Genomic DNA, 26,248 nt, shown 5'->3' on the forward strand with positions numbered 1-26,248 from the left:
GCAATACTCATTGAGAGGCGGAAACCGATGGCGCTGGATCGATGGCGGGGGCGCGCGCCAGCACCAGCGTGAACCGCGCGCCGCCGCCGGGCATGTTGGCCACGCTCAGCTGGCCGCCGAACTCGCGCACGATCGACGACGAGATCGCCAGCCCCAGCCCCAGGCCCTGCCCGGTTTCCTTGGTGGTGAAGAAGGGTTCGAACAGGCGCGGCAGCGCTTCCGGCGTGATGCCGGTGCCGTTGTCGCGCACGACGATGGTGACGGCGTGGTCCTCTGCCTGCACCTCGAGATCGATCTGCCCCTGCGCCGGCGCGGCCGCCGCGATCGCATCCAGCGCGTTGCCCAGCAGGTTCAGCAGCACTTGCTCCAGCTTCAGCTCATCGGCGCGCACGGCCAGCCCGGGCAGGGCGTCCAGGCCGGTGATGCTGACCGTGACCGCGCCCAGCCGCGGCGCCAGCAGCGCCAGCACGTGATCGACCGCGGCGCGCAGCGCCACCGGCCGGCGCACCGGGCGGGCCTTGCCGGCGAACAGCTTGAGTTGGCTGGTGATCTTGCCCATGCGCTCGGTCAGGTCAGCAATGGCGGTCAGGTTGCCTTCGGCCGCGGCCAGCTGGCCGCGCTCCAGCAGCACGCGGGTGTTGTCCGAGAACGTGCGCAGCGCCGCCAGCGGCTGGTTCAGCTCATGCGTGATGCCGGCTGCCATCTGCCCCAGCGCGGCCAGCTTGCTGGCCTGCACCAGTTCGTCCTGGGCCGCGCGCAGCTCGCTTTCAGCACGGGTACGCTCCGCCACTTCGTCTTCCAGCTTCTCATTGATCGCCATCAGGTCGGCGGTGCGGGCCTCGACGCGGCGCTCCAGCTGGTCGTAGGCTGCCTCCAGCAGCCGGCGGCTGTACTGCATGTCGCGCGCGCGCTGGCGGCGCTGGCGCCAGTTGACCAGCAGCAGGCAGATGCAGGCATAGGCCAGCGCTGCCGCCACGGTGGCGTTGCGCGCATTGGCCAGCACCGGCTCCAGCGGCGCCATCACCTGCATGGTCCAGCCAGCCGGGCCGACGGTGCGGTCCAGTTCCAGGTAGCGGTCGGCGCGCTCGGCGCCGTCCGGGGCAAAGGTGGTCTTGGCGGCGGGCGATTCGTCGCGCACGCGCACCAGCCGCGCGCCGTCGGCCAGCGTGGTGTCCGCCAGCCAGCGCGTGACCGGCGAGGTCAGCGGCTCCAGCGGCAGCGGCGTCACCGCGCGGCCGTGGTACTGGCGGGTCTTTTCCAGCTCGGCCTGCAGCGCCGGCGGCAGCGGGCGCAGGGTGCGGTACTGCCAGGCCGACACCGACGACAGGAAGATCACGCCATGGTCGTCGCTGACCATCAGTGGCTCGGCGCCGCCGCCGGCGCGCTGGAACCACTCCAGGTTGAGCTTGACCACGGTCACGCCGATGACCTTGCCGCCGGACTCGACCGGCTGCGCGAGGTAATAGCCGGGCTCCTCGCTGGTGATGCCGATGGCATAGAAGCGCCCCATCTTGCCGCCGGCGGCGGCCTGGAAGTAGGGGCGGAAGCGGTAGTCGGTGCCGACAAAGCTGCCGGGCTCGCCGTGGTTGCTGGCCGCCAGCGCAATGCCGTTGGCGGCGATCACATAGGTGGCCGAGGCATGCGCGCGGCGGTTGACCTCCGCCAGGTACTGGTTGGCGGCGGCCACGCGTTGCGGGTCGTTGGGGGAGTCCAGCAGCCCGCGCACGAAGGGGTGCAGCGAGACCAGCGCGGGCAGGAATTCGTAGCGGTCGAGGGTGCTTTCCAGCGTGGCGGCGTAGCGGTCGGCGCGCGTGGCCGTGCTTTGCTGCAGGCTGGCCAGGCCGCGCTGGACCGAGACCAGCCAGGTCAGCGCGCACAGCAGCAGCAGGCCCGCGGCCAGGGCGACCGCAAAGCCCCACCAGCGGCCGTTGCCGCTGTCCGGCGCATGGGCCGGATGCGCGGCAGACGGGGCGGCGGGGTCATGCACGGCGAGAAAGTCGTCGGAGTGTGGCATCGGCGCGCGCGAAGGCTGTCGCGCCGATGATACCCGCTGGCGGGCGGCCGGGGCAGCCGCCCGCGCGGCGTCAGACGTTCTGGCCGGCGTCGGCCAGTACTTCAGCATCGCGGCCGCCATGTTGCAGCACACGGTTGAGCTTCTTGCGGTCAAGCTCGCGCTCCCATGCCGAGACCACCACCGTGGCCACGCCGTTGCCGATGATGTTGGTCAGCGCACGGCACTCGCTCATGAAGCGGTCGATGCCAAGGATCAGCACCATGCCCGCCACCGGGATGGTCGGCACCACCGCCAGCGTCGCGGCCAGCGTGATGAAGCCCGAGCCGGTCACGCCGCTGGCGCCCTTGGAGGTGATCATCGCCACTGTCAGGATGGTCAGCTGCTGCATCAGCGTCAGCTCGATGCCGGTTGCCTGTGCAATGAAGATCACCGCCATCGTCATGTAGATGTTGGTGCCGTCCAGGTTGAACGAGTAGCCGGTGGGCACCACCAGGCCCACTACCGAGCGCGAGCAGCCGAGCTTTTCCAGCTTCTCCATCATGTGCGGCAGCGCCGCTTCCGACGAGCTGGTGCCCAGCACGATCAGCAGCTCTTCCTTGATGTACGAGATGAAGCGCAGGATGCTGAAGCCGGTCAGGCGCGCCACCGTGCCCAGCACGAACACCACGAATACGATGGCCGTGAAGTAGAAGGTGCCGATCAGCTTGAGCAGCGGCACCAGCGAGCCCAGGCCGTACTTGCCGATGGTGAAGGCCATCGCGCCAAAGGCGCCGATCGGGGCCACCTTGGTGATCACGTGGACGATATGGAAGAACACCTTGGAGACCTGCTCGATCAGCTGCACCACGATGCGCGCGCGCTCGCCGAGCACGGCCAGCGCGGAGCCGAAAAACAGCGATACCAGCAGGATCTGCAGGATGTCGCCGTTGGCGAAGGCGCTGAAGACCGTGTCCGGGATGATGTGCATCAGGAACTCGACCGTGCTCTGGCCGTGCGCCTTGGACACGTACTGGGCAATGGCCTTGGTGTCGAGCGTGGCCGGGTCGATGTTGAAGCCCACGCCCGGCTTGAGCAGGTGCGCGGCGCCCAGGCCGATCAGCAGCGCGAAGGTCGACACCACTTCAAAGTACAGCAGCGCCTTGCCGCCGACGCGGCCGACCTTCTTCATGTCGCTCATGCCGGCGATGCCGGTCACCACGGTGCAGAAGATGATCGGGCCGATGATCATCTTGATCAGCTTGATAAAGCCATCGCCCAGCGGCTTCATGGCCACGCCGGTGTCGGGCCAGTAGTGGCCAAGCAGGATACCGACGCAGATGGCGAGCAGGACCTGCACGTACAGGATCTTGTAGAAGGGTTTTCTCATGATGTCGTCCTCGGTGTTGACCGTACCCGGGCGGGGCCGCGCGGGCGCGCGCCGTCGCGGTTGCGGCGCGTTCAGGGACGGGAATTCGCAACCGCCGTGCCAGTCAAACCAGCATTGCTAACTGGTTGATTCACAAGGAAACGCCGGCCTGGCAGGGGTGCGCGGCCTCCGGGATTCCGGAAATCCGGACGGTGCGACTCCGGGGTTTCGGAATGCCGGATGCATCGCGGGTGCGCGAAGCGCCACCCACCGGGGGCCGGCGGCAACTTCCACGGCCGTGCCAGGGCGCCGCCATCGCGGCCATGCCGCCGCGACACCGTATAATTCCGAGCTTCCGTTCAATGCCGTCCGGGCCGTACCGCCGTCCGGGGCCGCCTTCTCACACCGCACGCATGAGCAGCTACTACCAGCACCACGTCTTCTTCTGCCTGAACCAGCGCGAGGCCGGCGAGAACTGCTGCGCCAACCACAACGCCCAGGCGATGCAGGAATACGCCAAGAAGCGTTGCAAGGAACTGGGCATCGCCGGCGGCGAAGGCCGGGTGCGCATCAACAAGGCAGGCTGCCTGAACCGTTGTGAACTCGGCCCGGTGCTGGTGGTCTACCCCGAGGCCATCTGGTACACCTTTGTCGATGAGCACGACATCGACGAAATCATCGACAGCCACCTGATGAAGGGCAAGCCTGTCGAACGGCTGATGGTGGACCGCTGAACGAACCGAAGCCGGCGCATGCCGGCTTGTTGTTTCCCTGTTTTGCCGCTTTGCTGTATTGCCCCGCCGCCCGCCAGCCGGACGGTTTTTTCATTTTTTGCCCGGGCTTCCCGCCGGGCGCTTGCTTCACCGCCATCCTGACCGCCATCATGAACGCGCATACCCAGGTACTTTCCATCGCCGGTCCCGCCGGTGCGATCGATCTCTCGGTAGACCTGCCGCAAGGTGAGCCGCGCGGCCTGGCGCTGGTGGCGCATCCGCATCCGCTGTTCGGCGGCACTAAGGACAACAAGGTCGCGCAGACGCTGGCGCGCAGCTTCGTGCAGCTGGGCTATGCCACGGTGCGCCCCAACTTCCGCGGCGTGGGCGGCAGCGCCGGCGAGCATGACAACGGCATCGCCGAGCAGGACGACCTGCTGGCCGTGGTGGCCTGGATGCGCCAGCAGACCGCGTGGTCGGCACAGGCGGCAACGCTGCCGCTGGCCATGGGCGGATTCTCGTTCGGCAGCTTCGTCACCACTCACGTGGCACGCCGCCTGGCCGAGGCCGGCACGCCCGCGCAGCGCCTGGTGCTGGTGGGCACCGCCGCCAGCCGCTGGCAGGTGGCCGAGGTCCCGGCCGACACCATCGTGATCCATGGCGAACAGGACGACACCGTGCCGCTGGCGAGCGTATTCGACTGGGCCCGCCCGCAGGAGCTGCCGGTGATCGTGATCCCCGGCGCCGACCATTTCTTTCACCGCAAGCTGCACCTGATCAAGCAGCTCGTCGTCAATGCGTGGGACCGGTAAGGCCGGCACGCCGCCATCCCGGACCATCCCGCGCCACCTTTTTACTGTCGGAAAACAGAAACATGCTGAATAGAGCCACGACACGCCTTTCGTCCGCTTTTGCACCCGCCGCCATCGTTGCTGCCGTCACGCTGGCCGCCGCGCCCGCCGCCGTCCTGGCACAGGGCGTGCCGATGCCGCAGGTCGCTGCCAAGTCGTGGATGCTGTATGACGTGACCAGCGGCCAGGCCCTGGCGTCGCAGAACGCCGACGCGCGCATCGAGCCGGCCTCGCTGACCAAGCTGATGACCGCCTACCTGGCGTTCGAGGCACTCAAGGAAAAGCGCCTGACGCTGGACCAGTCCGTGGTGCCGACGAACCTTGTGCTGAAGGTCAAAAGCGACGAGTCGCGCATGTTCATCGAGCCCAACAAGCCGGTTACCGTGCAGGACCTGCTGCTGGGCCTGATCGTGCAGTCGGGCAACGACGCCGCGCTGGCTTTGGCCGAGGCCGTGGGCGGCTCGGAAGAGGGCTTCGTCGCGATGATGAACCGCGAGGCCCAGCGCATGGGCCTGAAGAACACCCACTTCACCAACACCGACGGCATCCCCGACCCGAACCACTACACCACCGCGGTGGACCTGGCGACGCTGACCACGCGCCTGATCAAGGACTTCCCCGAGTACTACAGCATGTACTCGCAGAAGGAGTTCACCTATAACAAGATCAGGCAGCCCAACCGCAACCGCCTGCTCTACATCGACCCGACCGTGGACGGCGTCAAGACCGGCCACACCAAGTCCGCCGGCTATTGCCTGGTCTCGTCGGCCCAGCGCCCGCTGGCCAATGTGCCCAATGGGCAGCGCCGCCTGATCTCGGTCGTGATCGGCACCACCACCGAACAGGTGCGCACGCAGGAAAGCCTGAAGATCCTCAACTACGGCTTCCAGTTCTTCGACACGCTGCGCCTGTACGACAAGGGCCAGGTGCTGGCCACGCCGGACATCTACAAGGGCAAGAGCGGCACGGTCAAGATCGGGGTGCAGAACGAGACCTTCGTCACCGTGCCCAAGGGCACCGGCGGGCGCCTCAAGCCGGTGCTGGAGCGCCAGGAACTGCTGATCGCGCCGATCTCGGCGGGCCAGCAGGTGGGCATGGTCAAGCTGATGGACGGCACCAACAAGGTGGCGGAGTTCCCGGTGGTGGCGCTGGAAGAAGTGCCCGAGGCCGGCTTCTTCGGCCGCCTGTGGGACACCATCCGCCTGTGGTTCAAGCGCAAGTGACCTGAATGCGCGCAAGCCGGCGCGCCATGCAGCGCGCCGGTTTCGTGCCGGAGAATCCGACATGACTACCGACAACCAAGGCAGCGGCGGCAAGCCCGGCGATATCCCGCCGGAGCAGTCGCTGATCGAATACCCCAGCCATTTCCCGATCAAGGTAATGGGCTCGATGCAGGACGGCTTTGCCGAGGCCATCGTCGCGCTGGTGCAGGAGTTCGACCCGGACTTCCACGCCGGCAAGATGGAGATGCGTCCGTCGAGCAAGGGCAACTACCTGGGGCTGACCGTGACGGTGTGGGTGACCAGCCGCGAGCAGCTGGACGACTTGTACAGGGCGCTGACTGCGCATCCGATGGTGAAGGTGGTGCTGTAAGCGGTAACGCCGCAAGACTTTCTCTTCCGCTCTGTTTGCTCCCCTCTCCCGCGTGCGGGAGGGGAGCCGCCTTGACGCATTCTCGCCAGCCTCTGCTGCCGCGCGTCCGCTGTTTCCCCATACCAACATGAACACCATCACCCTGAAACCCGGCAAGGAAAAATCCCTGCTGCGCCGCCATCCGTGGATCTACGCCACCGGCATTGCCACGACCGAAGGGCGCTGCGAGCCGGGCGCGACCGTGATCGTGCGCGCCGCCGACGGCCGCTTCCTGGCCAAGGCAGCCTACAGTCCCGAGTCGCAGATCCGCGCGCGCGCGTGGACCTTCGACGAGAACGAGCCGGTCGACCACGCCCTGTTCAAGCGCCGCGTGGCCGCGGCCATTGCCTACCGGCGCCAATGGGTGAAGGACAGCGACGCGGTGCGGCTGATCTTCGGCGAATCCGACCGGCTGCCCGGCCTGATCGTCGACTACTACGGCAATGGTGAAAAGGGCCAGCTGGTATGCCAGTTCAATGCGGCCGGCGTGGAACACTGGAAGACCGCGATCGTGCAGGCGCTGGTCAAGGAGACCGGCTGCCCCAATGTCTATGAGCGTTCCGATGCCGCCGTGCGCCAGCGCGAAGGCCTGGAGCTGGTGACGGGCGTGCTGGCCGGCGCCGAGCCGGATCCGGCGCTGTCGGTCACCGAACATGGCGTGCGCTACTACGTCGACGTGCGCCATGGCCACAAGACCGGCTTCTATGTCGACCAGCGCGACAACCGCAAGCTGGTGGGCGACCTGGCCGCCGGGCGCGAGGTGCTGAACTGCTTCTGCTATACCGGCGGCTTCTCGCTGGCGGCGCTGCGCGGCGGCGCCACCTCGGTGACCTCGATCGATTCGTCGGGCGAGGCGCTGAAGATTGCCGCGGGCAATGTCACGCTCAACGGCTTTGAACCCGAGCGCGCCACCTGGCTCGATGCCGACGTGTTCAAGACCTTGCGTGAATTCCGCGCCGAGGGCCGCCAGTTCGACCTGATCGTGCTGGACCCGCCCAAGTTCGCCCCGTCGGCGCAGCATATCGACCGCGCCGCGCGTGCCTACAAGGAAATCAACCTGGTCGGCATGCAGCTGCTGCGCCCGGGCGGGCTGCTGTTCACCTACTCGTGCTCGGGCGCGATCAGCATGGAACTGTTCCAGAAGATCGTGGCGGGCGCGGTGACCGATGCGCGTGCGGATGCGCGCATCCTGCGCCGGCTGTCGGCGGGCACGGACCATCCGATGCTGGCGGCGTTCCCGGAAGGCGAGTACCTGAAGGGGTTGTTGCTGGAGAAAGTGGCCTGAGGAAGGTGACCAGGGGAAGGTGACCTGACTTAACGCCACATATTGCGCATCCGGCTGGCCAGGTCCACCGGCGCCAGCGCGGGCCTGGCCGGTGCCTCGCCCGGCATCGGCGGGGGCGGCCAGGCGCGGCTGTGGAAGTTGGGCATCACGCGGTTGGGCAAGAACCGCGTGCGCGACGCATACACATGCCGGTCGCCAAAGCCCACCTGCTGGTGCACATAGAACCGCTGCGGCACGATGACATCCAGGTGGTCCTTGGCCCGCGTCATCGCCACGTACATCAGCCGCCGTTCTTCCTCGATCTCCTCGGTCGTGCCGGTCGCCAGATCGCTCGGCATGCACCCGTCCACTGCGTTCAACACATACACTGCCTTCCATTCCTGCCCCTTGGCCGAGTGGATGGTCGACAGGATCAGGTAGTCCTCGTCGCGCGAGGGCACGCCGGACTCATCGCTCGAGGCACTGGGCGGGTCCAGCGTCAACTCGGTCAGGAAGCGCTCGCGCGCCCCATAGGTGGCGGCGATGCGCTCCAGCTGCTGCAGGTCGGCCTGGCGCGCGGCGGCGTCGTCGTGCAGGCGCTCCAGGTGCGGCGCGTACCAGGCCAGCACCTGCTCGAACTCGGACGGCCACGGCGAGGTGGGCGCCATCAGCGCGCGCGCCAGCGCCAGCAGGTCGGCCCAGGCGGGCGCTGCGGCCGGCGGCGGCTCGAATTCCTCCAGCGAGAACAAGGGCTCGGTGGCCAGGGCCATCGCATCGAGCACGCGCGCGGCGGTCTTGGGGCCGATGCCGGGCAGCAACTGTAGTGTGCGGAATCCCGCGATGCGGTCGCGCGGGTTTTCCAGCCAGCGCACCACGGCCAGCACATCCTTGACGTGCGTCGATTCCAGGAATTTCAGCCCGCCGAACTTCACGAACGGGATATTGCGCCGCGCCAGCTCGATCTCCACCTGCGCGCTGTGGTCGGTGGCGCGGAACAGCACCGCCTGCGCCATCAGCGCCAGGCCGGCTTCGCGCCGCGCCAGCACCTGCTCGACCACGTAGCGGGCCTGGTCGGCCTCATCGTTGACGACGATCACGCCGGGCTTTTCCGCCGAGGCACGATCGGACCACAAATCCTTCGTATAGCGCTCCGCAGCCAGCCCGATCACCGCGTTGGCGGCCTGCAGGATCGGCTGCGTCGAGCGGTAGTTCTGCGATAGCGTGACCTGCTGCGCCGCCGGCGTGAACTGCTGCGGGAAATCGAGGATATTGCGCACGGTGGCGCCGCGGAAGGCGTAGATCGACTGCGCGTCGTCGCCCACCACGGTCAGGCCGCGCCCGTCCGGCCGCATGGCCAGCAGGATCGACGCCTGCAGCGCATTGGTGTCCTGGTATTCATCGACCAGGATATGGTCGAAGCGCGCGCCCATGTCCTGCGCGATGGTGGGCTCGGCCATCGCCTGCGCCCAGTACAGCAGCAGGTCGTCGTAGTCCAGCACGTGCTGCTTCTGCTTGGCTTCGACATAGCCGGCGAACAGCGTGCGCAGCGCGTCGGCCCACATCGCGTAGCGCGGGAACTGCTGCCTGAGCACGTCTTCCAGCGGCGCCTGGGTGTTGACCACGCGCGAGTAGATTGCCAGGCAGGTTTCCTTCTTCGGGAAGCGGCTGGCGGTCTCCGACAGGCCCAGGTCGTGGCGCACCACGTGCATCAGGTCGGCGGCATCGCCGCGGTCGCTGATGGTGAAGGCGGGCGACAGGCCCAGCGTCTCGGCGTATTCGCGCAGCAGGCGCGCGCCGATGGCGTGGAAGGTGCCGGACCACTGCAGCGCCGCGCGCCCCGCGCCGGTCTGGGTGCCCAGTGCCTGGTCGACAATGCGCTCGACGCGCCGTCCCATCTCGGCCGCGGCGCGGCGCGAGAACGTCAGCAGCAGGATGCGGCGCGGATCGGCGCCGGCCAGCACCAGGTGCGCGACGCGGTGCGCCAGCGTATTGGTCTTGCCCGAGCCGGCGCCGGCGATGATCAGCAGCGGCGCGTCACTGCCATGCGCCACCGCGGCGCGCTGCTCCGGGTTGAGGCGGGACAGGTAGGCGGGGACGTCATCGGCTTCAGGGGCCGCGCGGTCGGCGGCGGGGGCTAGGTCCAAAGTCACAGGCAGGGCTCGGGGGAAGGCTCGGAAAACTCAGAAAAGGCTGGCGCCAACTGTATATCCATACAGGGGCGTCACGCAACCTGCTGCCCTGGCGATCGTGCATAAAAACAAAAAAAGGTGCTCGATGAGCACCTTTTCGCAGCGGTTGCCGCCGGGAGCGTTACGCGGACTTTGCCAGCGCGCCATCCAGCAGCTTGTGCAGCGCATCCCACTCGGGCTCGCCCACATAGCGCTTCAGGATGCGGCCGTCCTTGTCGACCACGAAGGTGGTCGGCGTCAGCTGCACATTGCCGAAGGCCTTGGCCGCGGCGCCGTCGGAATCCATGGCGACCTTGAACGGAAGGCCGCGCGTCCTGGCGTAGTTCATCACATACATGGGCGGGTCATAGTTCATCGCCACGGCGACGAATTCCAGCCCCTTGCCCTTGAACTGCTCATAGGTGCGGACCATGTCCGGCATTTCCTTGACGCAGGTGGCGCAGCTGGTGGCCCAGAAGTTGATCATGTAGACCTTGCCCTTGAGGTCGGCGGTACTGACCTTCTCACCCGACAGCAGCGTGAAGGTGGCCGCCGGGGCCGTATTGGCCGGCGACAGCGCGCGGTAGCCGAACCAGCCCAGCAGCGCGAGCACGACCACCGCCGCGACGATGGGCCAGGGCTTGCGGGAGGATTTGGTGGCAGGGGCAGCAGTGGTCATGGAATCCGGGTCAGGCAGGTTCAGTCAGCAATGGGACATTCTAATGCCGCGGGCGTTCGCGCGCTGCGCGGGGCCGGGCTGCGGCAATCTGCCGCAAGCGCCCCAATCCATTCAGCGCCGGGTGGCGATGGCGGCGCGTGCCTGGTCCAGCGCCTGTTCCAGGTAGGCGCCGTAGAAATCCGGCTGCATGCCGCGCAGCGGGCCGGCGGCGGCGCGGCCCTGGCGGTCCAGGAACAGCACCGTGGGCGCCACCCGCACCTGGTGCGCCCGGGCCCGCGCGCGCGCGGTGGTCAGGCTGCCGTCGGCATCGCGCAGCGGGGTGTCGGCGGTCATGTCGAGCTCGCGCACGGCAATCTCGCCGGCGGCGGCCTGCGGGCCCAGGTAGTTGCGGCGCACGGTATCGCAATAGCTGCAGCCCGGCATCGACACCAGTACCACCAGCGGCTCGCCGCGGCGCGCGGCCTCGGTGCCGTGGGCGCCCAGGTCGGTGGCCGGCGGCAGGTGGGCGGGGTTGGCGGCGGCTGCGGACATGCCGGTCGCGGCTGCCAGCAACGCGCTCGCGGCCACCCGGCGCAAGCTGGTGATGGCAAAGGCGTGGCGGGCGATGCGGGCGGCAGGCATGGTGGAAACCGGGGGCTGGTGGGTAGCGGGAGCGGCGCGGCAAGCACTGGCGCGCCGCTTTGGGGATAATACCGGTTTCCGCCCGCAGGCGATGGCGCCCGCCAGCGCCGCCCGCAGCCTGCGCGCGCCGTCCCCCCATGGATTCCCGATGCGTCTTGTGCCGCCCCCGCTGAGCTTTCCTGCCGCTGTCCGCCGGCCGCTGCGGTACTGTGCCGCCGTGCTGGCACTGGCCCTGTGCGCCTGTACGCCGCGCTTTGACTGGCGCACCATCCAGTCTGGCGAGGGCGCTTATGCCGCGCTCTATCCGGGCAAGCCCACCAGCGCCGCTCGCGACGTGACCATTGCCGGTCGCAAGCTGCCGATGACGATGGAAGCCGCGCGCATCGACGACACGCTGTTCGCCGTGGGCGTGGTGACGCTGCCCGCCGATGACGAAGCGCTGCGGCGCGAGGCGCTGGCGGCGATGCAGGCCGGCCTGCTGGCCAACCTTGGCACGCCGTCGGGCGAGCCGCGCGCGCGGCCCGTCACCGTGATGAGCGCCGACCGTCCGGGCCGCCCGATTGCCGGCGTGGAAGTGCAGGCGAGCGGGGTGTCGCCGCAGGACCAGTCGCCGCGCCGGCTGACGGCACGCCTGGTGGCCGTGGGTACGCGCGCATACCAGGCGGTGGTGCTGGAATCGGGCGATGCCGCGCGCGACGCGCGCCAGGCCGAGCAGGTGGAGCAGTTCCTGGGCGGCTTCCACCCGTTCTGACGCGCCGCGCCGCAGGAAAGATTGTTTGTGCCGTGGCTGCGGGATTGTGGCCCCGGCATGGTTGTCATCAAAGGAGAGTTGGGATGCGTTGGGAAGTGTGGTTGGCTTATTTCGCCGCGTGCTGGGTGATCGCCGTGTCGCCCGGGTCGGGCGCGGTGCTGTCGATGAGCCATGGGCTCTCGTACGGGCTGCGCAGGACCACCACCACCATCTTCGGCCTGCAGGCCGGGCTGGTGATCGTGCTGCTGGTGGCGGGCGGCGGCCTGGGCGCGCTGCTGCTGGCCTCGGAGCAGGCCTTCATGGTGGTCAAGACGATTGGCGCGCTGTACCTGATCTACCTCGGCGTGCAGCAATGGCGCGCGAAGGTGGAGGGCGGCGCAAACCAGAGTGGCAGCGCCGCCCCCGCGCGCGTGGCGGTGATGAGCCGGCGCCGGCGCTTTGGCACCGGCCTGCTGACCAATGTGACCAACCCCAAGGGCATCATCTTCATGGTCGCGGTGCTGCCGCAGTTCATCGATCCCAACCGGCCGCTGGCGCTGCAGCTGGCGATCCTGGCGGCCACCATGTGCTGCGTGGACCTGGTGGTGATGCATGGCTACGCGCTGCTGGCTTCGCGCATGCAGGGGCTGTTCCGCAATGCGCGCGCGGTGCGCTGGCAGAACCGCTTCTTTGGCAGCGTGCTGATGGCGGTGGGCGCGGCGCTGTTCTTCGTGCGCCGGCAACACGCCTGAGCAGGGGCTGCATCAATACTGGCGCGCACCGGCCGGGTTTGCTTCAATGAGGAGGAAACCCGGCCACGGAGACCCCGCATGCCCGCCTTGCCGAACCCCCACGCCGGTGCGCGCAAGCAGCCGCGCCATACCGTACCCCCGGTCGAAGAGCCCGGGCCGCCGGGCGTCCCTCCGGACTTGCCGTTGCCGCCAGAGGAAGACCCGACCCCAGCCCCGGTCGAGCCGCCTGTGGCCGGCCGCTACTGCTTGAGCTCGTAGAAATCGTTCAGGCAGTAGGCGTCAGTCAGTTCGACCGGCTTGTCGCCATGGGTATAGCCGGTGCGCAGGATATGCAGCAGCGGTTCCCCCGGCGCGATATTCAGGCGCGTGGCCAGTTCCTCGCTGGCGACGATCGCGCGCAGCTTCTCGGTCACGCGCAGCACTGGCTGGCCGATCCGCTCCAGGTAGGCATAGAGTGATTCGCCGATGGCGCTGGCGTCCGGCAGTACCGCCAGCGCCAGCGTGGTCACGTCCATCCAGAAGGTCTGGCCGTCGGCCTTGCGCAGCCGGGTCAGCCTGACGATCTCTTCACCCGTCCGCAGGGCCAGCGCCTCGGCCTCCGGCGCCGTGGCCTGGCGGCGCTCGAACGCCACCAGTTCGCTCGCCGGCGTCATGCCGCGCCGGCGCGCCAGCTCGCTGAAGTTATCCAGCCGTGCCGCCCTGGGCTCCGGGCGTGGCGCGATAAAGGTGCCCGCGCCGCGGCTGCGCGTGATCGCGCCTTCCTCGGCCAGCACCTGCAGCGCGCGCCGCGCGGTCACGCGCGAGATCCCCAGCGATTCCACCAGCGTGCGCTCGGAAGGCAGCGCGTCGCCCACGCGCCACTGCCCGCCCTGGATCGCCGCGCCCAGCCTGCGCGCGACCTGCAGGTAGATCGGCGTGGCATCCGTTTCGTCTGGCCGCAGCGCCAGCAGACGTTCATCCATCTTGCATCCTCGGGTAGTACCAGGTTTGTAAATTGGATGATACCACTTTAGGACAACTTCGGCGAATGACCCGACTTTACTACCATCGCGGCGCTGCGGGTGACAGCGTGTATGCGGTCTGGTATTGGAAAGGTTCTGCGCCATGGCTGCCGCCAGCAGCAGGGCCATGGCACGGAAATTTCTGCATGTTTCTGCGCGCTCGCGGCATTCGCCGAGGCTTCCTGTCGACAATTCTTAGCGTCTTGATTCATCGCAACATCAATACCAGTTGAATACAAATAACTACTAATGGTTTCTACTGGTATTTTTATTGTCTGATGCGGTCTATCTTTCCGCGGACCACTGCGACACGTCGCCGACAGCGCCGGATACCAATTTGCGGGACACGATATGGCTGACACTGCTGAAACCCTGATGCTGCGGGCTCCGATAAGCGGAGTGCTGCTCCCCCTGGCCACGGTGCCCGACCCGGTCTTTGCCGCCGGCACCTTCGGCGACGGGGTGGCGATCGACCCCTTGTCCGGCACGCTGGTGGCGCCGTGTGACGGCACCGTGATCCACCTGGCCGCCACCGGCCACGCCCTCACGCTGGAGGCGCCTTGCGGCGCGCAGGTGTTGCTGCACGTCGGCATCGATACCGTGGCGCTGCGCGGCGAGGGGTTTGCGCCGTGCGTGGCGACGGGTGAGCGCGTGCGGCAAGGCGACGTGCTGGTGCGCTTCGATGTCGACGGGGTTGCGCGTCAGGCGCTGAGCCTGGTGACGGTAATGGCGCTGGCCAACGGCGACGCCTTCGCGGTTGCCGGCAAGCCCGTGGCGGTGCGGGCGGAGGCCGGCCGCAGCGTGGTGCTGCAGGTGCGGGCCGCCGGTGCGCAGGCGTTGCCGCGCCACGCATCGGGCGAGGCCGGCCTCCGCCCGCACCGCCGCACGGTCACGCTGGCGTGCCCGGGCGGGCTGCATGCACGGCCCGCGGCGCGGGCGCGTGCGGCAATGCGCGGGCTGGATGCCAGCGTGATGCTGCATTACGGCGGCCGGCAGGCGAGTCTGTCCAGTCTGGTCGCGCTGCTGAGCCTGGCCGCGGGCGAAGGCGCCATGGTCGAACTGGTGGCAAGCGGCGCCGATGCAGAGGCCGCGCTGGCCGCGGTGGCGCGTGAACTGCAGCGCGCCGGCGCAGGCGAGGACGCGCCGCCGGTGCACGCCGGCACGATCCCGCTTTCGTCGGCCAGCCTGGTCCCGGGCGCCATTGCCGGCGTGGCGGCCGCGCCCGGCATTGCCGTCGGCACGCTGCATTGGTGGCGCGACACGGCCCCCGAGCCGGCCGAAGCAGGCCAGGGCAACGCCACCGAGCGTGCCGCGCTGCGTGCGGCGCTGGCTGGCGCCGACGCCCAGCTCACGCACGAGAGCCAAGCCGCCGCCGCGCGCGGTGCCGCTGCCGAGGCCGGCATCTTCGCCATGCATCGCGCGCTGCTGGAAGACCCGGCGCTGCTGGCCGCGGCTGAGGCCTATATCGACGCCGGCAAGAGCGCGGGCTTTGCCTGGCGCGAGGCCACCCGCGCCGAGGCTGCCTTGCTGTCGCGCATGCCGGATCCGCGCATGGCCGAGCGTGCCGCCGATTTGCTCGACGTGGACAAGCGCGTGCGGCGCGTGCTCGCCCCCGCGCCCGCGGACACTGCCGCCGGGCGCCTGCCGGCCGCAGACGGCACTCCGGTGGTGCTGGCCGCGGAAGAATTCACGCCCTCGGACCTGGCCGGCCTGCATCTCTGCCCGGCGCAGGTCGCGGCACTGGTGATGGTGCGCGGTGGCCCGACCTCGCACGCGGCCATCATCGCGCGCCAGCTCGGCATGCCGTGCCTGGTGGCACTGGGCGGTGCGCTGGCGCGCCTGGCCGACGGCACGCCCGTGATTGCCGACGGCGACCGCGCCTGCCTGCTCGCCAGCCCCGATGCCCACGCGCTGGCCGCCGCGGCCAGCGCCATGCGCCAGCGCGCCTGGCAACGCGACACCGACCTGCGCGATGCGCACGCCGCGGCCAGCACGCGCGACGGCGTGCGCATCGAGGTGGCCGCCAACGTCGGCAGCGTGGCGGATGCCGCCAATGCGCTGCCACACGGCGCCGACTCGGTCGGGCTGGTGCGCACCGAACTGCTGTGCCTGCACGAGGCCGCCGCGCCCACGCCCGCCGGTCATCGCGCCAGTTGCCAGGCCATCGTTGACGCGCTGCCGGGACGCAGCGTGATCGTGCGCACGCTCGATATCGGCGGCGACAAGGACGCGGCCTGGCTGCAGCTGCCGCCGGAAGCCAACCCGGCGCTGGGGCTGCGCGGCGTGCGCCTGGCGCAGGTGCGCCCACAGTTGTTCGACGACCAGTTGCGCGGGCTGCTGGCGGTGCGCGCCGCTGCGCCGCTGCGCATCCTGCTGCCGATGGTCACCGAGGTGGACGAACTGCTGGTCTGGCGCGAGCGCATCCGCGCGCTGGCGCGCGAGGCGGGTGCCGAGGCCGTGCCCGAGGTCGGCGTGATGATCGAAGTCCCGTCCGCTGCGCTGCTGGCCGACCAGCTGGCCGAGCACGCCGATTTCTTCTCGATCGGCACCAACGACCTGACCCAGTACACGCTGGCCATGGACCGCTGCCAGCCGGAGCTGGCGGCGCGCATGGACGGTCTGCATCCCGCCGTGCTGCGCATGATCGCCGCCACCACCGAGGGCGCCGCGCGCCATGGCCGCTGGGTCGGCGTGTGCGGCGCGCTGGCGGGCGATCCGCTGGCGGTGCCGGTGCTGATCGGGCTGGGCGTGACCGAGCTGTCGGTCGATGCCGCGCTGGTACCGGGCATCAAGTCGCGTGTGCGCGCGCTGTCCCACGCCGACTGCTGCCAGCGCGCCGGCGCGCTGCTGCGGCTGCCCTCGGCGGGCGCGGTGCGTGCCGCGTGCCGCGAATACTGGCCGGCCCAGGCGCCGGCTCCCCGGAACGACGGCGCGCTTGCGCGCCCTTATGGAGAATGCCAATGAAGATCGACCTGTTGCCCGGGCTGCAGCGCCTTGGCGCCACGCTGATGCTGCCGATCGCGGTGCTGCCGGTTGCCGGCCTGCTGCTGCGCCTGGGCCAGCCCGATGTCTTCGATATCCGCCCGATGGCCGAGGCCGGCAATGCGGTCTTTGCCAACCTTGCGCTGCTGTTCGCGATCGGCGTGGCGGTGGGCTCGGCGCGCGACAACCACGGCGCCGCCGCGCTGGCCGGCACTATCGGCTACCTGGTGCTGACCACGGTGATGAAGGCCATCGACAGCTCGCTCGACATGGGCGTGCTGGCCGGCATCGTGTGCGGCCTGCTGGCCGGCAACCTCTACAACCGCTACCGCGGCGTGACCCTGCCGCCCTACCTGGCATTCTTTGCCGGCAAGCGTTTCGTGCCCATCGTCACGGCGCTGTGCTGCCTGCTGCTAGGGCTGGTGCTGGCCTATGCGTGGGCGCCGGTGCAGGCCGGCATCAATGCCGCCGGCGCGTGGCTGACCACGGCCGGCGCGGCCGGGGCCTTCGTGTTCGGGCTGCTCAACCGGCTGCTGCTGGTGACCGGGCTGCATCACCTGATCAACACGCTGGCCTGGTTCGTGTTCGGCAACTATGTGGATCCGGCCACCGGCGCCGCCGTTACGGGCGACCTGCACCGCTACTTTGCCGGCGATCCCGGCGCCGGCGTGTTCATGGCCGGCTTCTTCCCGGTGATGATGTTCGGCCTGCCGGCGGCGTGCCTGGCGATGTACCAGGAGACGCCGCCCGCGCGCCGCGCACTGGTGGCCGGCATGCTGTTCTCGATGGCGCTGACCTCATTCCTGACCGGGATTACCGAGCCGATCGAGTTCAGCTTCATGTTCCTGGCCCCGGTGCTGTATGGCCTGCACGCGGTGATGACGGGCCTGTCGATGGCGTTGTGCCAGATCCTGGATATCCGGCTGGGCTTCACCTTCTCGGCCGGTGCGATTGACTACGTGCTCGGCTATGGGCTGTCCAGCCATGGCTGGCTGGCGTTGCCGCTGGGGCTCGCCTACGGGCTGGCCTACTACGCCGTGTTCCGCCTGTTTATCCGCCGCTTCAACCTGCTGACCCCGGGCCGCGATGAGGCCATGACCGAGCCCGCCGCGGCCGGCGTGGCGCAGCCGGTCGCCGCAGGCGGCTTGGGCCAGCGTTATGTCGAGGCGCTGGGCGGCAGCGCCAACCTGGTGGTGGTCGACGCCTGCACCACGCGGCTGCGCCTGAACGTGGCCGACGTCGGTGCCGTGTCCGAGCCGAAGCTCAAGGCGCTGGGCGTGCGCGGCGTGCTCAAGCGCCCGCCCAATGTGGTGCAGGTGGTGATCGGGCCGCAGGCCGAGCAGGTTGCAGGCGAGATCCGCGCAGCACTGCAGCAGCCCGAGGCATTAAGCGCTGACGAAGCCACCGCTACCGCTGTCGCCGAGGCCGCAACGGTGCCAGCGCCCTTCGACCCGGACTGGTGGATCGACACGCTAGGTGGCGCCGGCAATCTGGCGGCCGTCGACGTGGTGGCGCTGACAAGGCTGCGCGTGGTGGTGCGCGAGCGCGCCTGCGTGCGCGACGAGCGCCTCGCGGGCGGCCCGGGCAACCAGTTGATGTGGACCGGGCCGGACACCGCGCATATCGCCTTCGGCCATCCGGCCGATGGGCACGCCGCTGCGCTGGCCCGTGCGCTGAAAGCCGGCGCGCCCGCCTGACGCCCCCGCCGCCGCGGCCTGCTGCGGTTTGCAGCGGCCGCGGTCGATCCGTGCCATCGGCGCCCGCTTGCGGCCGCGCGTGGTGGCAATCGCCATACCATCCTGGAGTTCCCGACCGTGAAACGCATTGCACTGACGGCGCTGCTTGCAGCGTCGGCTGGCGGCGCTTGCGCGCAATCCGCCGGCGCCACCGGCATTACCTTCTACGGCCGCGCGGTGGCCGGCCTCGACTACGTCAACGGCATCGCCCGGCCTGGCGGCGACGCCGATACCTTGCGCTTCGGCAGCAACCAGTACGGCGTCAGCTTCTGGGGCATGCGCGGCGCCGAAGACCTGGGCGGCGGCCTGCGCGCGCTGTTCAACCTGGAGGGCATGATCACCTCCGGCACCGGGCGCGCCGAGCCGCTGTTCAACCGCCGCGCGCAGGTGGGCCTGGCCGGCGACGGCTGGGGCGCGCTGCTGCTTGGCCGCGCCATGAGCCTCACCGACGACGAGAGCGGCACGCTCGACCCGATGGGCCTGCAGGCCAGTTCGGTGGCCACGCTGGTCTATGGCCGCAACTGGGGCTCGCGCCCGAATGCCGTGACCTGGAACTCCCCCGCCTGGGGTGGGTTCAGCCTGCGCGCGCAGGCTGGCCACGACGGCGTTCCGGGCAACTTCAACGGTGGCAGGCAGCTGAGCGCCGCCATCAAGTACGCGCAGGGCAACCTGGCCGTGACCGGCCTTTACGAAGAACTGCGCGATGCGCGCGGCCGCATGGACGACCTCTATGCCAGCTCGCGCCAGTACACGCTGGGCGGCAGCTATGCGCTGCGCGACCTGCGCCTGTTTGCCGGCTACAACCTGACGGCGTCGTCGGGCGCCACGGTGGCCACGGCGGCCAACCCCTACGCCGCCACGCGCAGCCAGATGGCGTGGGTTGGCGCCAACTACCGCGTGCTGCCGGCGCTGACGCTGCTGTCAGGCATCTACTACGCCAACCTGAACAACCACGCCGGCCATGGCACGCTTGTCACACTGGGCGCAAAGTATGACTTGTCGCGGCGCACGTCGCTGTACGGCACCGTGGCGTCGGTGTTCAACTCAGGCAAGGCGACCTTCTCGGTCGAGGCCTCACCGGACACCATGCCGCGGCCGGGCGCGAACCAGCAGGGCGCTTATGCCGGCATCATCCACCTGTTCTGAGGAATGCGCCCGTGATGTGGAGAGTACTGCCATGAAAGGCAACATCCTGACCCCGACCGGCTGGCTGCTTGGCGAAATCCATGCTGGCCCGGACGGGCGCATCGCGCGCATCGAGGGCGTGCCGGCCACGCCGGCGGACAACGACGCCCCCTATGTGCTGCCGGGCTTTGTCGACCTGCTCAATCACGGCGGCGGCGGCAAGGACTTCATGGACGGGGAGGCCGCGGTGCCGGTGATCCTGCGCGCGCATGTGCGCTTCGGCACCACCAGCCTGCTGGGCAGCACCATGACCGCGCCGCACGAGGTGCTGCTGACGGCACTGAAAGCACTGGACCGCGCCTGCGCGAGGCGCCCGGCGGGCGGCGCGCGCATGCTCGGCGTGCATCTGGAGGGGCCATACATCAACCCCGGCAAGCTGGGCGCGCAGCCCGAGTCTTCGGCCATTGCCACGCAGCGGGAAATGGCGCAGTACCTCGATGCGGCGCCGTTGAAGGTCGTGACGCTGGCGCCGGAGTTGCCCGGGCACCTGGACATCATCCGCATGCTGGCCGCGCGCGGCGTGCGCGTGCAGCTGGGCCACACGCTGGGCAGCTATGAAGACGCAGTGGCCGCGCTCGAGGCCGGCGCCAGCGGCTTCACGCACCTGTTCAACGCAATGACGCCGCTGCAGCACCGCGCCCCGGGCGTGGTCGGCGCGGCGCTGGCGCACGCCGAGTTCGCCGAACTGATCCCCGACCTGCTGCATGTGCATCCGGGCGCAATCCGCGCCGCGCTGCGCGCGATCCCGCGCCTGTACGCCGTTACCGACGCCACCGCCGCGGCGGGCATGCCCGACGGCGTCTACCACCTGGGCAGCCAGACCGTCTACAAGGCCGGCGGCAGCGTGCGGCTGGCCAACGGCACGCTGTCGGGCAGCGTGCTGACCATGGACCAGGCGCTGCGCAATTTCGTCGCGATCGGGCTGGACCTGGCCGAAGCCTCGCGGCGCGTCTCGCTGTATCCGGCGCAGTACCTGGGCCTGGCCGACCGCGGCTCGCTGGCGCCCGGCTGCTGGGCCGACGTGGCCGTGCTGGACCGCGCGCTGGCCATCCGTGCCGTCTATGTCGAAGGGGAGCGTTGTGTCGAGAATGCTTGAAGAGGCGTTGAGCGCGCCGGCCGTGGTGGCCGCGCAGCTGGACCACGGCGCGCACGTCGCCGCGCTGGCGGCGGCGCTGGCCGCGCAGCCGTGGCCCGCGGTGCTGACCGTGGCGCGCGGCAGCTCAGACCATGCCGCCAGCTACTTCGCCGCGCTGGTGACGCGCCGGCTGGGCGTGCCGGTGGCGTCGCTGCCGATGTCGACGGTGACGCTGCATGGCAGCGCGCTGCGCGTGGATGGGCAGCTGGCGGTGGCGTTCTCGCAGTCGGGCCGCAGCCCCGACCTGGTCGAGACCATGCAGGCGCTGCGCACCGGCGGCGCCGCCACGGTGGCGCTGGTCAATGCCCCGGACTCGCCGCTGGCGCAGGCGTGCGCGCATGCATTGCCGTTGCGAGCCGGGCCCGAGCACAGCGTGGCCGCCACCAAGAGCTATATCGCCATGTTGTCGATATCGGCGCTGCTGGTGGGCCATCTCGAAGCCGCGCGCAGCGGCGAGCGCGAGTTGGTCGCGGCCTGCGAGGGCCTGCCGGCCGCGCTGGACGAGGCCGCCGCGCAGGACTGGTCGGCGCTGGTGCCCGCGCTGCGCGACGCCGAGCGCATGATCGTGCTGGGCCGCGGCGCGGGCCTGGCGATCGCACAGGAAGCGGCGCTCAAGCTGAAGGAAACCTCCGGCATCCAGGCCGAGGCATTCTCCGGCGCCGAAGTGCGGCATGGCCCGATGGAAATCATCGGCGACGGCTACCCGCTGCTGGTGTTCGCGCCGCGCGGGCCGGAACAGGCCGGGCTGCTGGCGCTGGCCGCCGAGATGCGCGCCCGCGGCGCGCGCGTGCTGCTGGCTGCGCCTGCTGGCACGAATGATGCGGAGTTTCCGGGGGAATTCCGCGCGGAGTTGCCGCTTGCGCCGGCCGGTCATCCGCTGCTCGATCCGATCTGCGCCATCCAGAGCTTCTATGTCGCGGCGCAGGCGCTCGCCCTGGCGCGCGGGCGCAATCCCGACCAGCCGCAATACCTGCGCAAGGTGACCGAGACCCGCTGATCTGGCCCAGATTGCTCCAATACCGGCTCACGCCGCCCCATGCCGCTCCCGGCAAGCAAGGAGTTCGTCATGCAAACCACCCGAACCGCCTCTTCCTTCGGCACTGCCGACGCGCGCCCGCTTGACCTCGTCATCTTCGGCGGCGCCGGCGACCTGTCGGCGCGCAAGCTGCTGCCATCGCTCTATATGTGCCACCGCGACGGCAACCTCCCCGACGGCACCCGCATCATCGGCGTGGGCCGGCACCGCTGGGACCGCGAGGCCTTTGTCAATTTTGCCGATGAAAGCGCACAACCGTTTATCGATGCGCGCTATCTCGAGCCGGCCAAATGGCAGAGCTTCCTGCAGCGGCTGGACTTCGTGCATCTGGACGCCGCGCAGCCCGGCGACTATCCGGCGCTGGCGGCGCAATTGCGCACCGCGGCGCAGCGCGTCTACTACATGGCGATGCCGCCTGGCTTGTTCGCAGCCACCTGCGACAATCTTGCCAGCCATGGCCTGATTGCCGACGACACCCGGCTGGTGCTGGAAAAACCGCTGGGCGTGGATCTGGCCTCGGCCATCGGCATCGGCGAGGTGGTCAGCCGCTACTTCAGCGAGGACCGCACCTACCGGATCGACCATTACCTGGGCAAGGAAACGGTGCAGAACCTGATGGCGCTGCGCTTCGGCAATTCGATCTTCGAGCCGCTGTGGCGCACGCCGTTCGTGCGCAGCGTGCAGATCACCGTGGCCGAGACCGTGGGCGTGGGCACGCGCGGCGGCTTCTACGACGAGGCCGGCGCCATGCGCGACATGGTGCAGAACCACCTGCTGCAGCTGGTCAGCATCCTGGCGATGGAGCCGCCCGCATCGATGAACTCAGACGCGGTACGCGATGAAAAGCTCAAGGTGCTGCGCTCGCTGCGGCCGATGTCGCCCGAGGACGTGCGCCGCAACACCGTGCGCGGCCAGTACACCGCCGGCGCCATCGCCGGCGAACTGGTGCGCGGCTACCTGCAGGAAGATGGCATTCCGCCCGAAAGCCGCACCGAAACCTTCGTGGCGATGCGCGCCGAGCTGGGCACGTGGCGCTGGAACAAGGTGCCGTTCTACCTGCGCACCGGCAAGCGCATGCAGGAGCGGGTGACCGAGGTAGTGATCAACTTCGCCGAGGTGCCGCATTCGATCTTCGACGCCGGCAGCACGCTGCAGCCCAATCGCATGGTGATCCGGCTGCAGCCGGAAGAGTCGGTGCGCCTCACGCTGATGGTCAAGCAGCCGGGCGAGGGCATGAAGCTCAAGCCGCTGAGCCTGGCGCTGAACCTCGACTCGGCCTTCACGACGCGCCGCGCCGAAGCCTACGAGCGCTTGCTGCTCGACGTGATCCGCGGACGGCTGGCGCTGTTCGTGCGGCGCGACGAACTGCAGGCCGCATGGACCTGGGTAGACCCGATCCTGGAAGCCTGGCGCCACCAGGACGAGGGGCCGCGGCCCTACACGGCCGGCACCTGGGGCCCGGCGGCATCGTCCGCGTTCATGGCGCGCGAAGGCGTGCAGTGGTCGGAGGAGGCGTGACGCCGCTGGCCGAACGTCCCGCGCCCCGCCTGGCGCGCAACCTGCGGCCTACCTGCAGCAGCAGGACATGGAGTCGTGCGGCAAGCGCGTGGACGCTGGCATCGCTGTTCGGTTAAAGCCAGTCATTCACCCGCCCGCCATCCGCAACGCCCGCCGATACTGGATTGCCTCGCCCACATGGGCCGAGGTCAAGACCTCGGCGCCTTCCAGGTCCGCAATGGTGCGGGCCACCTTCAGCACCCGGAAGTACGACCGCGCCGACCACGCCAGCCGTGCCATGGCGCCGCGCAGCAGTGCCTGCGCCTGCGGTTCCATCGCGCAGTGCAGCTCGATCTCCTGTCCGCTCAGTTCACTGTTGGGCTTGCCCTGCCGGGCCAGCTGGCGCTCGCGCGCGGCCAGCACGCGGGTGCGCACCACGGCGCTGGGTTCGCCGGGCGCGCCATCGAGCATTTCGCCCTGGTCCTGCGCGGGAACTTCGATCTGCAGGTCGATGCGATCAAGCATTGGCCCCGAGATGCGCGACTGGTAGCGCCGCACCTGGTCGGGCGTGCAGCGGCAGGGGCGGTCAGGATGCCCGAGGTAGCCGCACGGGCACGGGTTCATCGCGGCCACGAACTGGAAGCAGGCGGGGAAGTCGGCGTGCCCGGCGGCGCGGGCGATGGTGATGCGGCCGGATTCCAGCGGCTCGCGCAGGACCTCCAGCACCTTGCGGTCGAACTCCGGCAGTTCGTCCAGGAACAGCACGCCATGGTGCGCCAGCGAGATCTCGCCCGGGCGCGGGTTGCCGCCGCCGCCCACCATGGCCGGCCCGGACGCGGTGTGGTGCGGCGAGCGGCAGGGGCGCTGGCCCCACAGCTCGGTGCGAAAGCCGCCCGGTGTCAGGCTCATGACCGCGGCGGATTCCAGCGCTTCCTGCAGCGACATCGGCGGCAGCAGCCCGGGCAGGCGCTGCGCCAGCATCGACTTGCCGGTGCCGGGCGGACCCACCAGCAGCGCGGAGTGCTGGCCGGCGGCGGCCACCTCCATGGCCCGGCGCGCCTGGGCCTGGCCGCGTACCTCGCGCAGGTCGGGGCCGCGGTCTGTGGCGGCAGGCAGCAAGGCGGGGGCGGCGCGGTGCAGCCGCGCGTCGGGCAGGGAGCCGAGGTGGCCGCACGCCTGGCGCAGCGTGGCGGCGGCGTGCACCGCCAGGTCTTCGATCAGCGCGGCTTCGGCGCCATTGCCCTCGGCCACCAGGAAGGCGCGTGGCGCCTCGCCGGCGGCCGCGCGCGCGGCGTTGTCGCGCGCCAGGCCCATCGCCATGGCCAGCGCGCCGCGCACGGGGCGCAGTTCGCCGGACAGGGACAGCTCGGCGGCGAACTCATGCGCATCCAGCGCCTCGGACGGGATCTGGCCGCTGGCGGCCAGGATGCCCAGCGCAATGGCCAGGTCGAAGCGGCCGGATTCCTTGGGCAGGTCGGCGGGGGCCAGGTTGACGGTGATGCGGCGGTTGGGAAACTCGTAGCCGCTGTTGAGGATGGCGGCGCGCACGCGCTCGCGGCTCTCGCGCACGCCGGTGTCGGCCAGGCCGACGATGGTGAATACCGGCAGGCCGTTGGCAAGGTGGGTCTCGACCCGCACCGGCGGGGCGGCGATGCCGGTCAGTGCCCGGCTGCGAAGGACGGCAAGGCTCATGTCATCGATCTGTTAACGAAAAAGGCCGCCAGGATTGGCGGCCTTCAGACAGGCTGGCGGGATCGGGCAGGACCGGCGTGCTCACGCGCCCCCGGTCGAGTCCACCGAGCCGGCGCCGGGCGGGATGCCGGCGCGGCGCTCAAGCTCCGCCACGCGGCCCTCCAGTTCCTCCAGGCGGGCGCGGGTGCGGGCCAGTACCTGCGACTGGACGTCGAATTCCTCGCGCGTGACCAGGTCGAGCCTGGCAAAGCCCTGGGTCATCATGCTGCGCACGTTTTTTTCGATGTCCCTTGCCGGCGAGTTGCGCAGCGCCTCGCTGACCTTGTTCTGCAGGTCGTTGAAGAGATCGGTCGGTTTCATGGTTTCTCCTTTGCGCACCTAACTGGTGCCAATCCGGGTGGGCATTTGGCGTATAGCGCGCTTTCGCACAGGTTTTGGGCGCCCCGATTGCGGGCACACCACCTGGTTGTCGCTGTACATGGCCCACCGTCACGACTCAATTATCGCCCGTGAAGCACGCGGGCGAAAGCGCCTGCGTGCCGTCGGTCACACCTTTTAACCTGATCTGGCTATGCCACCCGGCAGATTCAAGGGCGGCCTGGATCACGGACAAGGGCGCGGCTGCCCAGCGCGTCGTTGTTTTTCCAAGGGCTGGCATGGCAGTTGCAGTAGTGGTCCCGACTGCCTCACCGAAATCCAAACAAACCAAATCCGAGCCATGAGGAAAAAGGAGAAAAATCTATGAAGAAGTTGGCCCTAGCAGTCAGCGCGGTTGTCCTGTCCAGCGCCGCCGCCACGGCCCTCGCGCAAAGCACCGACGCGACGGCCCCGGCGCCCGCTGCCGCCGCTGCCGAGCCGGCATCGCCGCATACGTTCACGGCCAATGTGTCGCTGGTCTCGGACTACCGCTATCGCGGCATCAGCCAGACCAACCTGCGCCCGGCTATCCAGGGTGGCTTTGACTACGCCCACGAAAGCGGCTTCTACGTGGGCAACTGGAACTCCAGCATCAGCTGGCTCGAGGATGCCAACCCGGCGGTNTCGGCCCCGGTCGAGATGGATTTCTACGGCGGCTTCAAGAACACCTTCAAGGTCGCCGGCACCGAATTCAACTATGACCTGGGCGTGCTCCAGTACTACTACCCGGGCGGCTACAACAACCCGCGCCCTTACACCACGGAACTGTACGCCGGCATCGGCTGGGGCCCGGTCATG

23 protein-coding genes are annotated in these 26,248 nt (G+C 69.4%); 15 read left to right on the forward strand and 8 right to left on the reverse strand.

The window, feature by feature from the left end:
- Positions 1-7: 7 nt before the first annotated feature.
- Both A3A5_RS0124380 and A3A5_RS0124385 read right to left on the reverse strand, forming a co-directional pair.
- Entirely contained in the window at positions 8-2,014 is a 2,007-nt protein-coding gene (locus tag A3A5_RS0124380; RefSeq protein ID WP_026201079.1) for an ATP-binding protein, read from the reverse strand.
- A gap of 70 nt (positions 2,015-2,084) precedes the next feature.
- Positions 2,085-3,383: a dicarboxylate/amino acid:cation symporter gene (locus tag A3A5_RS0124385; protein ID WP_026201080.1), complete on the reverse strand. Its 1,299-nt coding sequence runs from the start codon at positions 3,381-3,383 to the stop codon at positions 2,085-2,087.
- Positions 3,384-3,772: 389 nt separating this feature from the next.
- On the opposite strand from A3A5_RS0124385, the gene A3A5_RS0124390 reads away from it, so the two are divergent.
- The 5 genes from A3A5_RS0124390 (at position 3,773) to A3A5_RS0124410 (ending at position 7,840) form a co-directional block, all read left to right on the forward strand.
- Positions 3,773-4,093 (forward strand): ferredoxin, encoded by a 321-nt coding sequence (locus A3A5_RS0124390; RefSeq protein ID WP_010814863.1) that lies wholly within the window; start codon positions 3,773-3,775, stop codon positions 4,091-4,093.
- A gap of 149 nt (positions 4,094-4,242) precedes the next feature.
- Positions 4,243-4,884, forward strand: a complete 642-nt coding sequence (locus tag A3A5_RS0124395; protein ID WP_010814862.1) for an alpha/beta hydrolase — start codon at positions 4,243-4,245, stop codon at positions 4,882-4,884.
- Between the two features lie 62 nt (positions 4,885-4,946).
- Positions 4,947-6,146 (forward strand): D-alanyl-D-alanine carboxypeptidase family protein, encoded by a 1,200-nt coding sequence (locus A3A5_RS0124400; protein ID WP_018313113.1) that lies wholly within the window; start codon positions 4,947-4,949, stop codon positions 6,144-6,146.
- A 61-nt stretch (positions 6,147-6,207) separates the two neighbouring features.
- On the forward strand, positions 6,208-6,516 hold the full coding sequence (locus A3A5_RS0124405) for a YbeD family protein (RefSeq protein WP_018313114.1): 309 nt from the start codon (positions 6,208-6,210) through the stop codon (positions 6,514-6,516).
- Positions 6,517-6,643: 127 nt separating this feature from the next.
- The gene (locus tag A3A5_RS0124410) at positions 6,644-7,840 is read left to right on the forward strand and encodes a class I SAM-dependent rRNA methyltransferase (protein ID WP_018313115.1); all 1,197 of its coding nucleotides are present in this window, start codon (positions 6,644-6,646) and stop codon (positions 7,838-7,840) included.
- 29 nt (positions 7,841-7,869) lie between these two features.
- On the opposite strand, the gene A3A5_RS0124415 is transcribed toward A3A5_RS0124410, so the two are convergent.
- The 3 genes from A3A5_RS0124415 to A3A5_RS0124425 all read right to left on the reverse strand — a co-directional run bounded on the left by A3A5_RS0124415 (position 7,870) and on the right by A3A5_RS0124425 (position 11,287).
- On the reverse strand, positions 7,870-9,969 hold the full coding sequence (locus A3A5_RS0124415; protein ID WP_026201081.1) for an ATP-dependent helicase: 2,100 nt from the start codon (positions 9,967-9,969) through the stop codon (positions 7,870-7,872).
- Positions 9,970-10,129: 160 nt separating this feature from the next.
- On the reverse strand, positions 10,130-10,666 hold the full coding sequence (locus tag A3A5_RS0124420; RefSeq protein ID WP_018313117.1) for a TlpA disulfide reductase family protein: 537 nt from the start codon (positions 10,664-10,666) through the stop codon (positions 10,130-10,132).
- A gap of 111 nt (positions 10,667-10,777) precedes the next feature.
- Complete coding sequence (locus A3A5_RS0124425; RefSeq protein ID WP_026201082.1) at positions 10,778-11,287, reverse strand: thioredoxin; 510 nt, start codon at positions 11,285-11,287, stop codon at positions 10,778-10,780.
- A gap of 148 nt (positions 11,288-11,435) precedes the next feature.
- Between A3A5_RS0124425 and A3A5_RS0124430 the strand changes: the two genes are divergently transcribed.
- Both A3A5_RS0124430 and A3A5_RS0124435 read left to right on the forward strand, forming a co-directional pair.
- A complete protein-coding gene (locus A3A5_RS0124430) occupies positions 11,436-12,038 on the forward strand; it encodes a hypothetical protein (RefSeq protein ID WP_026201083.1) in 603 nt (200 codons plus the stop codon).
- An 83-nt stretch (positions 12,039-12,121) separates the two neighbouring features.
- Positions 12,122-12,769, forward strand: a complete 648-nt coding sequence (locus tag A3A5_RS0124435) for a LysE family transporter (protein ID WP_018313120.1) — start codon at positions 12,122-12,124, stop codon at positions 12,767-12,769.
- A gap of 239 nt (positions 12,770-13,008) precedes the next feature.
- Here the strand turns inward: A3A5_RS0124435 and A3A5_RS0124440 are convergent, their stop codons facing one another.
- Entirely contained in the window at positions 13,009-13,731 is a 723-nt protein-coding gene (locus A3A5_RS0124440; RefSeq protein ID WP_018313121.1) for a GntR family transcriptional regulator, read from the reverse strand.
- A gap of 65 nt (positions 13,732-13,796) precedes the next feature.
- Between A3A5_RS0124440 and A3A5_RS43585 the strand changes: the two genes are divergently transcribed.
- The 7 genes from A3A5_RS43585 to zwf all read left to right on the forward strand — a co-directional run bounded on the left by A3A5_RS43585 (position 13,797) and on the right by zwf (position 23,362).
- The gene (locus A3A5_RS43585; protein ID WP_157637293.1) at positions 13,797-14,003 is read left to right on the forward strand and encodes a hypothetical protein; all 207 of its coding nucleotides are present in this window, start codon (positions 13,797-13,799) and stop codon (positions 14,001-14,003) included.
- Positions 14,004-14,121: 118 nt separating this feature from the next.
- Entirely contained in the window at positions 14,122-16,734 is a 2,613-nt protein-coding gene (ptsP, locus tag A3A5_RS39335; protein ID WP_051108576.1) for a phosphoenolpyruvate--protein phosphotransferase, read from the forward strand.
- Positions 16,731-18,449: an N-acetylglucosamine-specific PTS transporter subunit IIBC gene (gene nagE, locus A3A5_RS0124450; protein ID WP_018313123.1), complete on the forward strand. Its 1,719-nt coding sequence runs from the start codon at positions 16,731-16,733 to the stop codon at positions 18,447-18,449. The genes ptsP and nagE overlap by 4 nt, the downstream gene beginning before the upstream one ends.
- Before the next feature lie 117 nt (positions 18,450-18,566).
- Positions 18,567-19,634: a porin gene (locus A3A5_RS0124455; protein ID WP_018313124.1), complete on the forward strand. Its 1,068-nt coding sequence runs from the start codon at positions 18,567-18,569 to the stop codon at positions 19,632-19,634.
- A 31-nt stretch (positions 19,635-19,665) separates the two neighbouring features.
- The gene (gene nagA / locus A3A5_RS0124460) at positions 19,666-20,769 is read left to right on the forward strand and encodes an N-acetylglucosamine-6-phosphate deacetylase (protein WP_018313125.1); all 1,104 of its coding nucleotides are present in this window, start codon (positions 19,666-19,668) and stop codon (positions 20,767-20,769) included.
- Complete coding sequence (locus A3A5_RS0124465; RefSeq protein ID WP_026201087.1) at positions 20,762-21,805, forward strand: SIS domain-containing protein; 1,044 nt, start codon at positions 20,762-20,764, stop codon at positions 21,803-21,805. Before nagA ends, A3A5_RS0124465 begins: the two co-directional genes overlap by 8 nt.
- Positions 21,806-21,874: 69 nt before the next feature.
- Positions 21,875-23,362, forward strand: a complete 1,488-nt coding sequence (gene zwf, locus A3A5_RS0124470; protein WP_018313127.1) for a glucose-6-phosphate dehydrogenase — start codon at positions 21,875-21,877, stop codon at positions 23,360-23,362.
- 126 nt (positions 23,363-23,488) lie between these two features.
- Here zwf and A3A5_RS0124475 read toward each other — a convergent pair whose 3' ends face one another.
- On the reverse strand, positions 23,489-25,033 hold the full coding sequence (locus A3A5_RS0124475; RefSeq protein WP_018313128.1) for a YifB family Mg chelatase-like AAA ATPase: 1,545 nt from the start codon (positions 25,031-25,033) through the stop codon (positions 23,489-23,491).
- Between the two features lie 81 nt (positions 25,034-25,114).
- Positions 25,115-25,393 (reverse strand): accessory factor UbiK family protein, encoded by a 279-nt coding sequence (locus A3A5_RS0124480; RefSeq protein WP_018313129.1) that lies wholly within the window; start codon positions 25,391-25,393, stop codon positions 25,115-25,117.
- Between the two features lie 381 nt (positions 25,394-25,774).
- Here A3A5_RS0124480 and A3A5_RS39340 point away from each other — a divergent pair.
- On the forward strand, positions 25,775-26,248 hold a 474-nt coding region (locus A3A5_RS39340), incomplete at its 3' end, for a TorF family putative porin (protein WP_018313130.1).

The sequence above is a fragment of the Cupriavidus sp. UYPR2.512 genome (assembly GCF_000379565.1).
Classification (GTDB): Bacteria; Pseudomonadota; Gammaproteobacteria; order Burkholderiales; family Burkholderiaceae; genus Cupriavidus.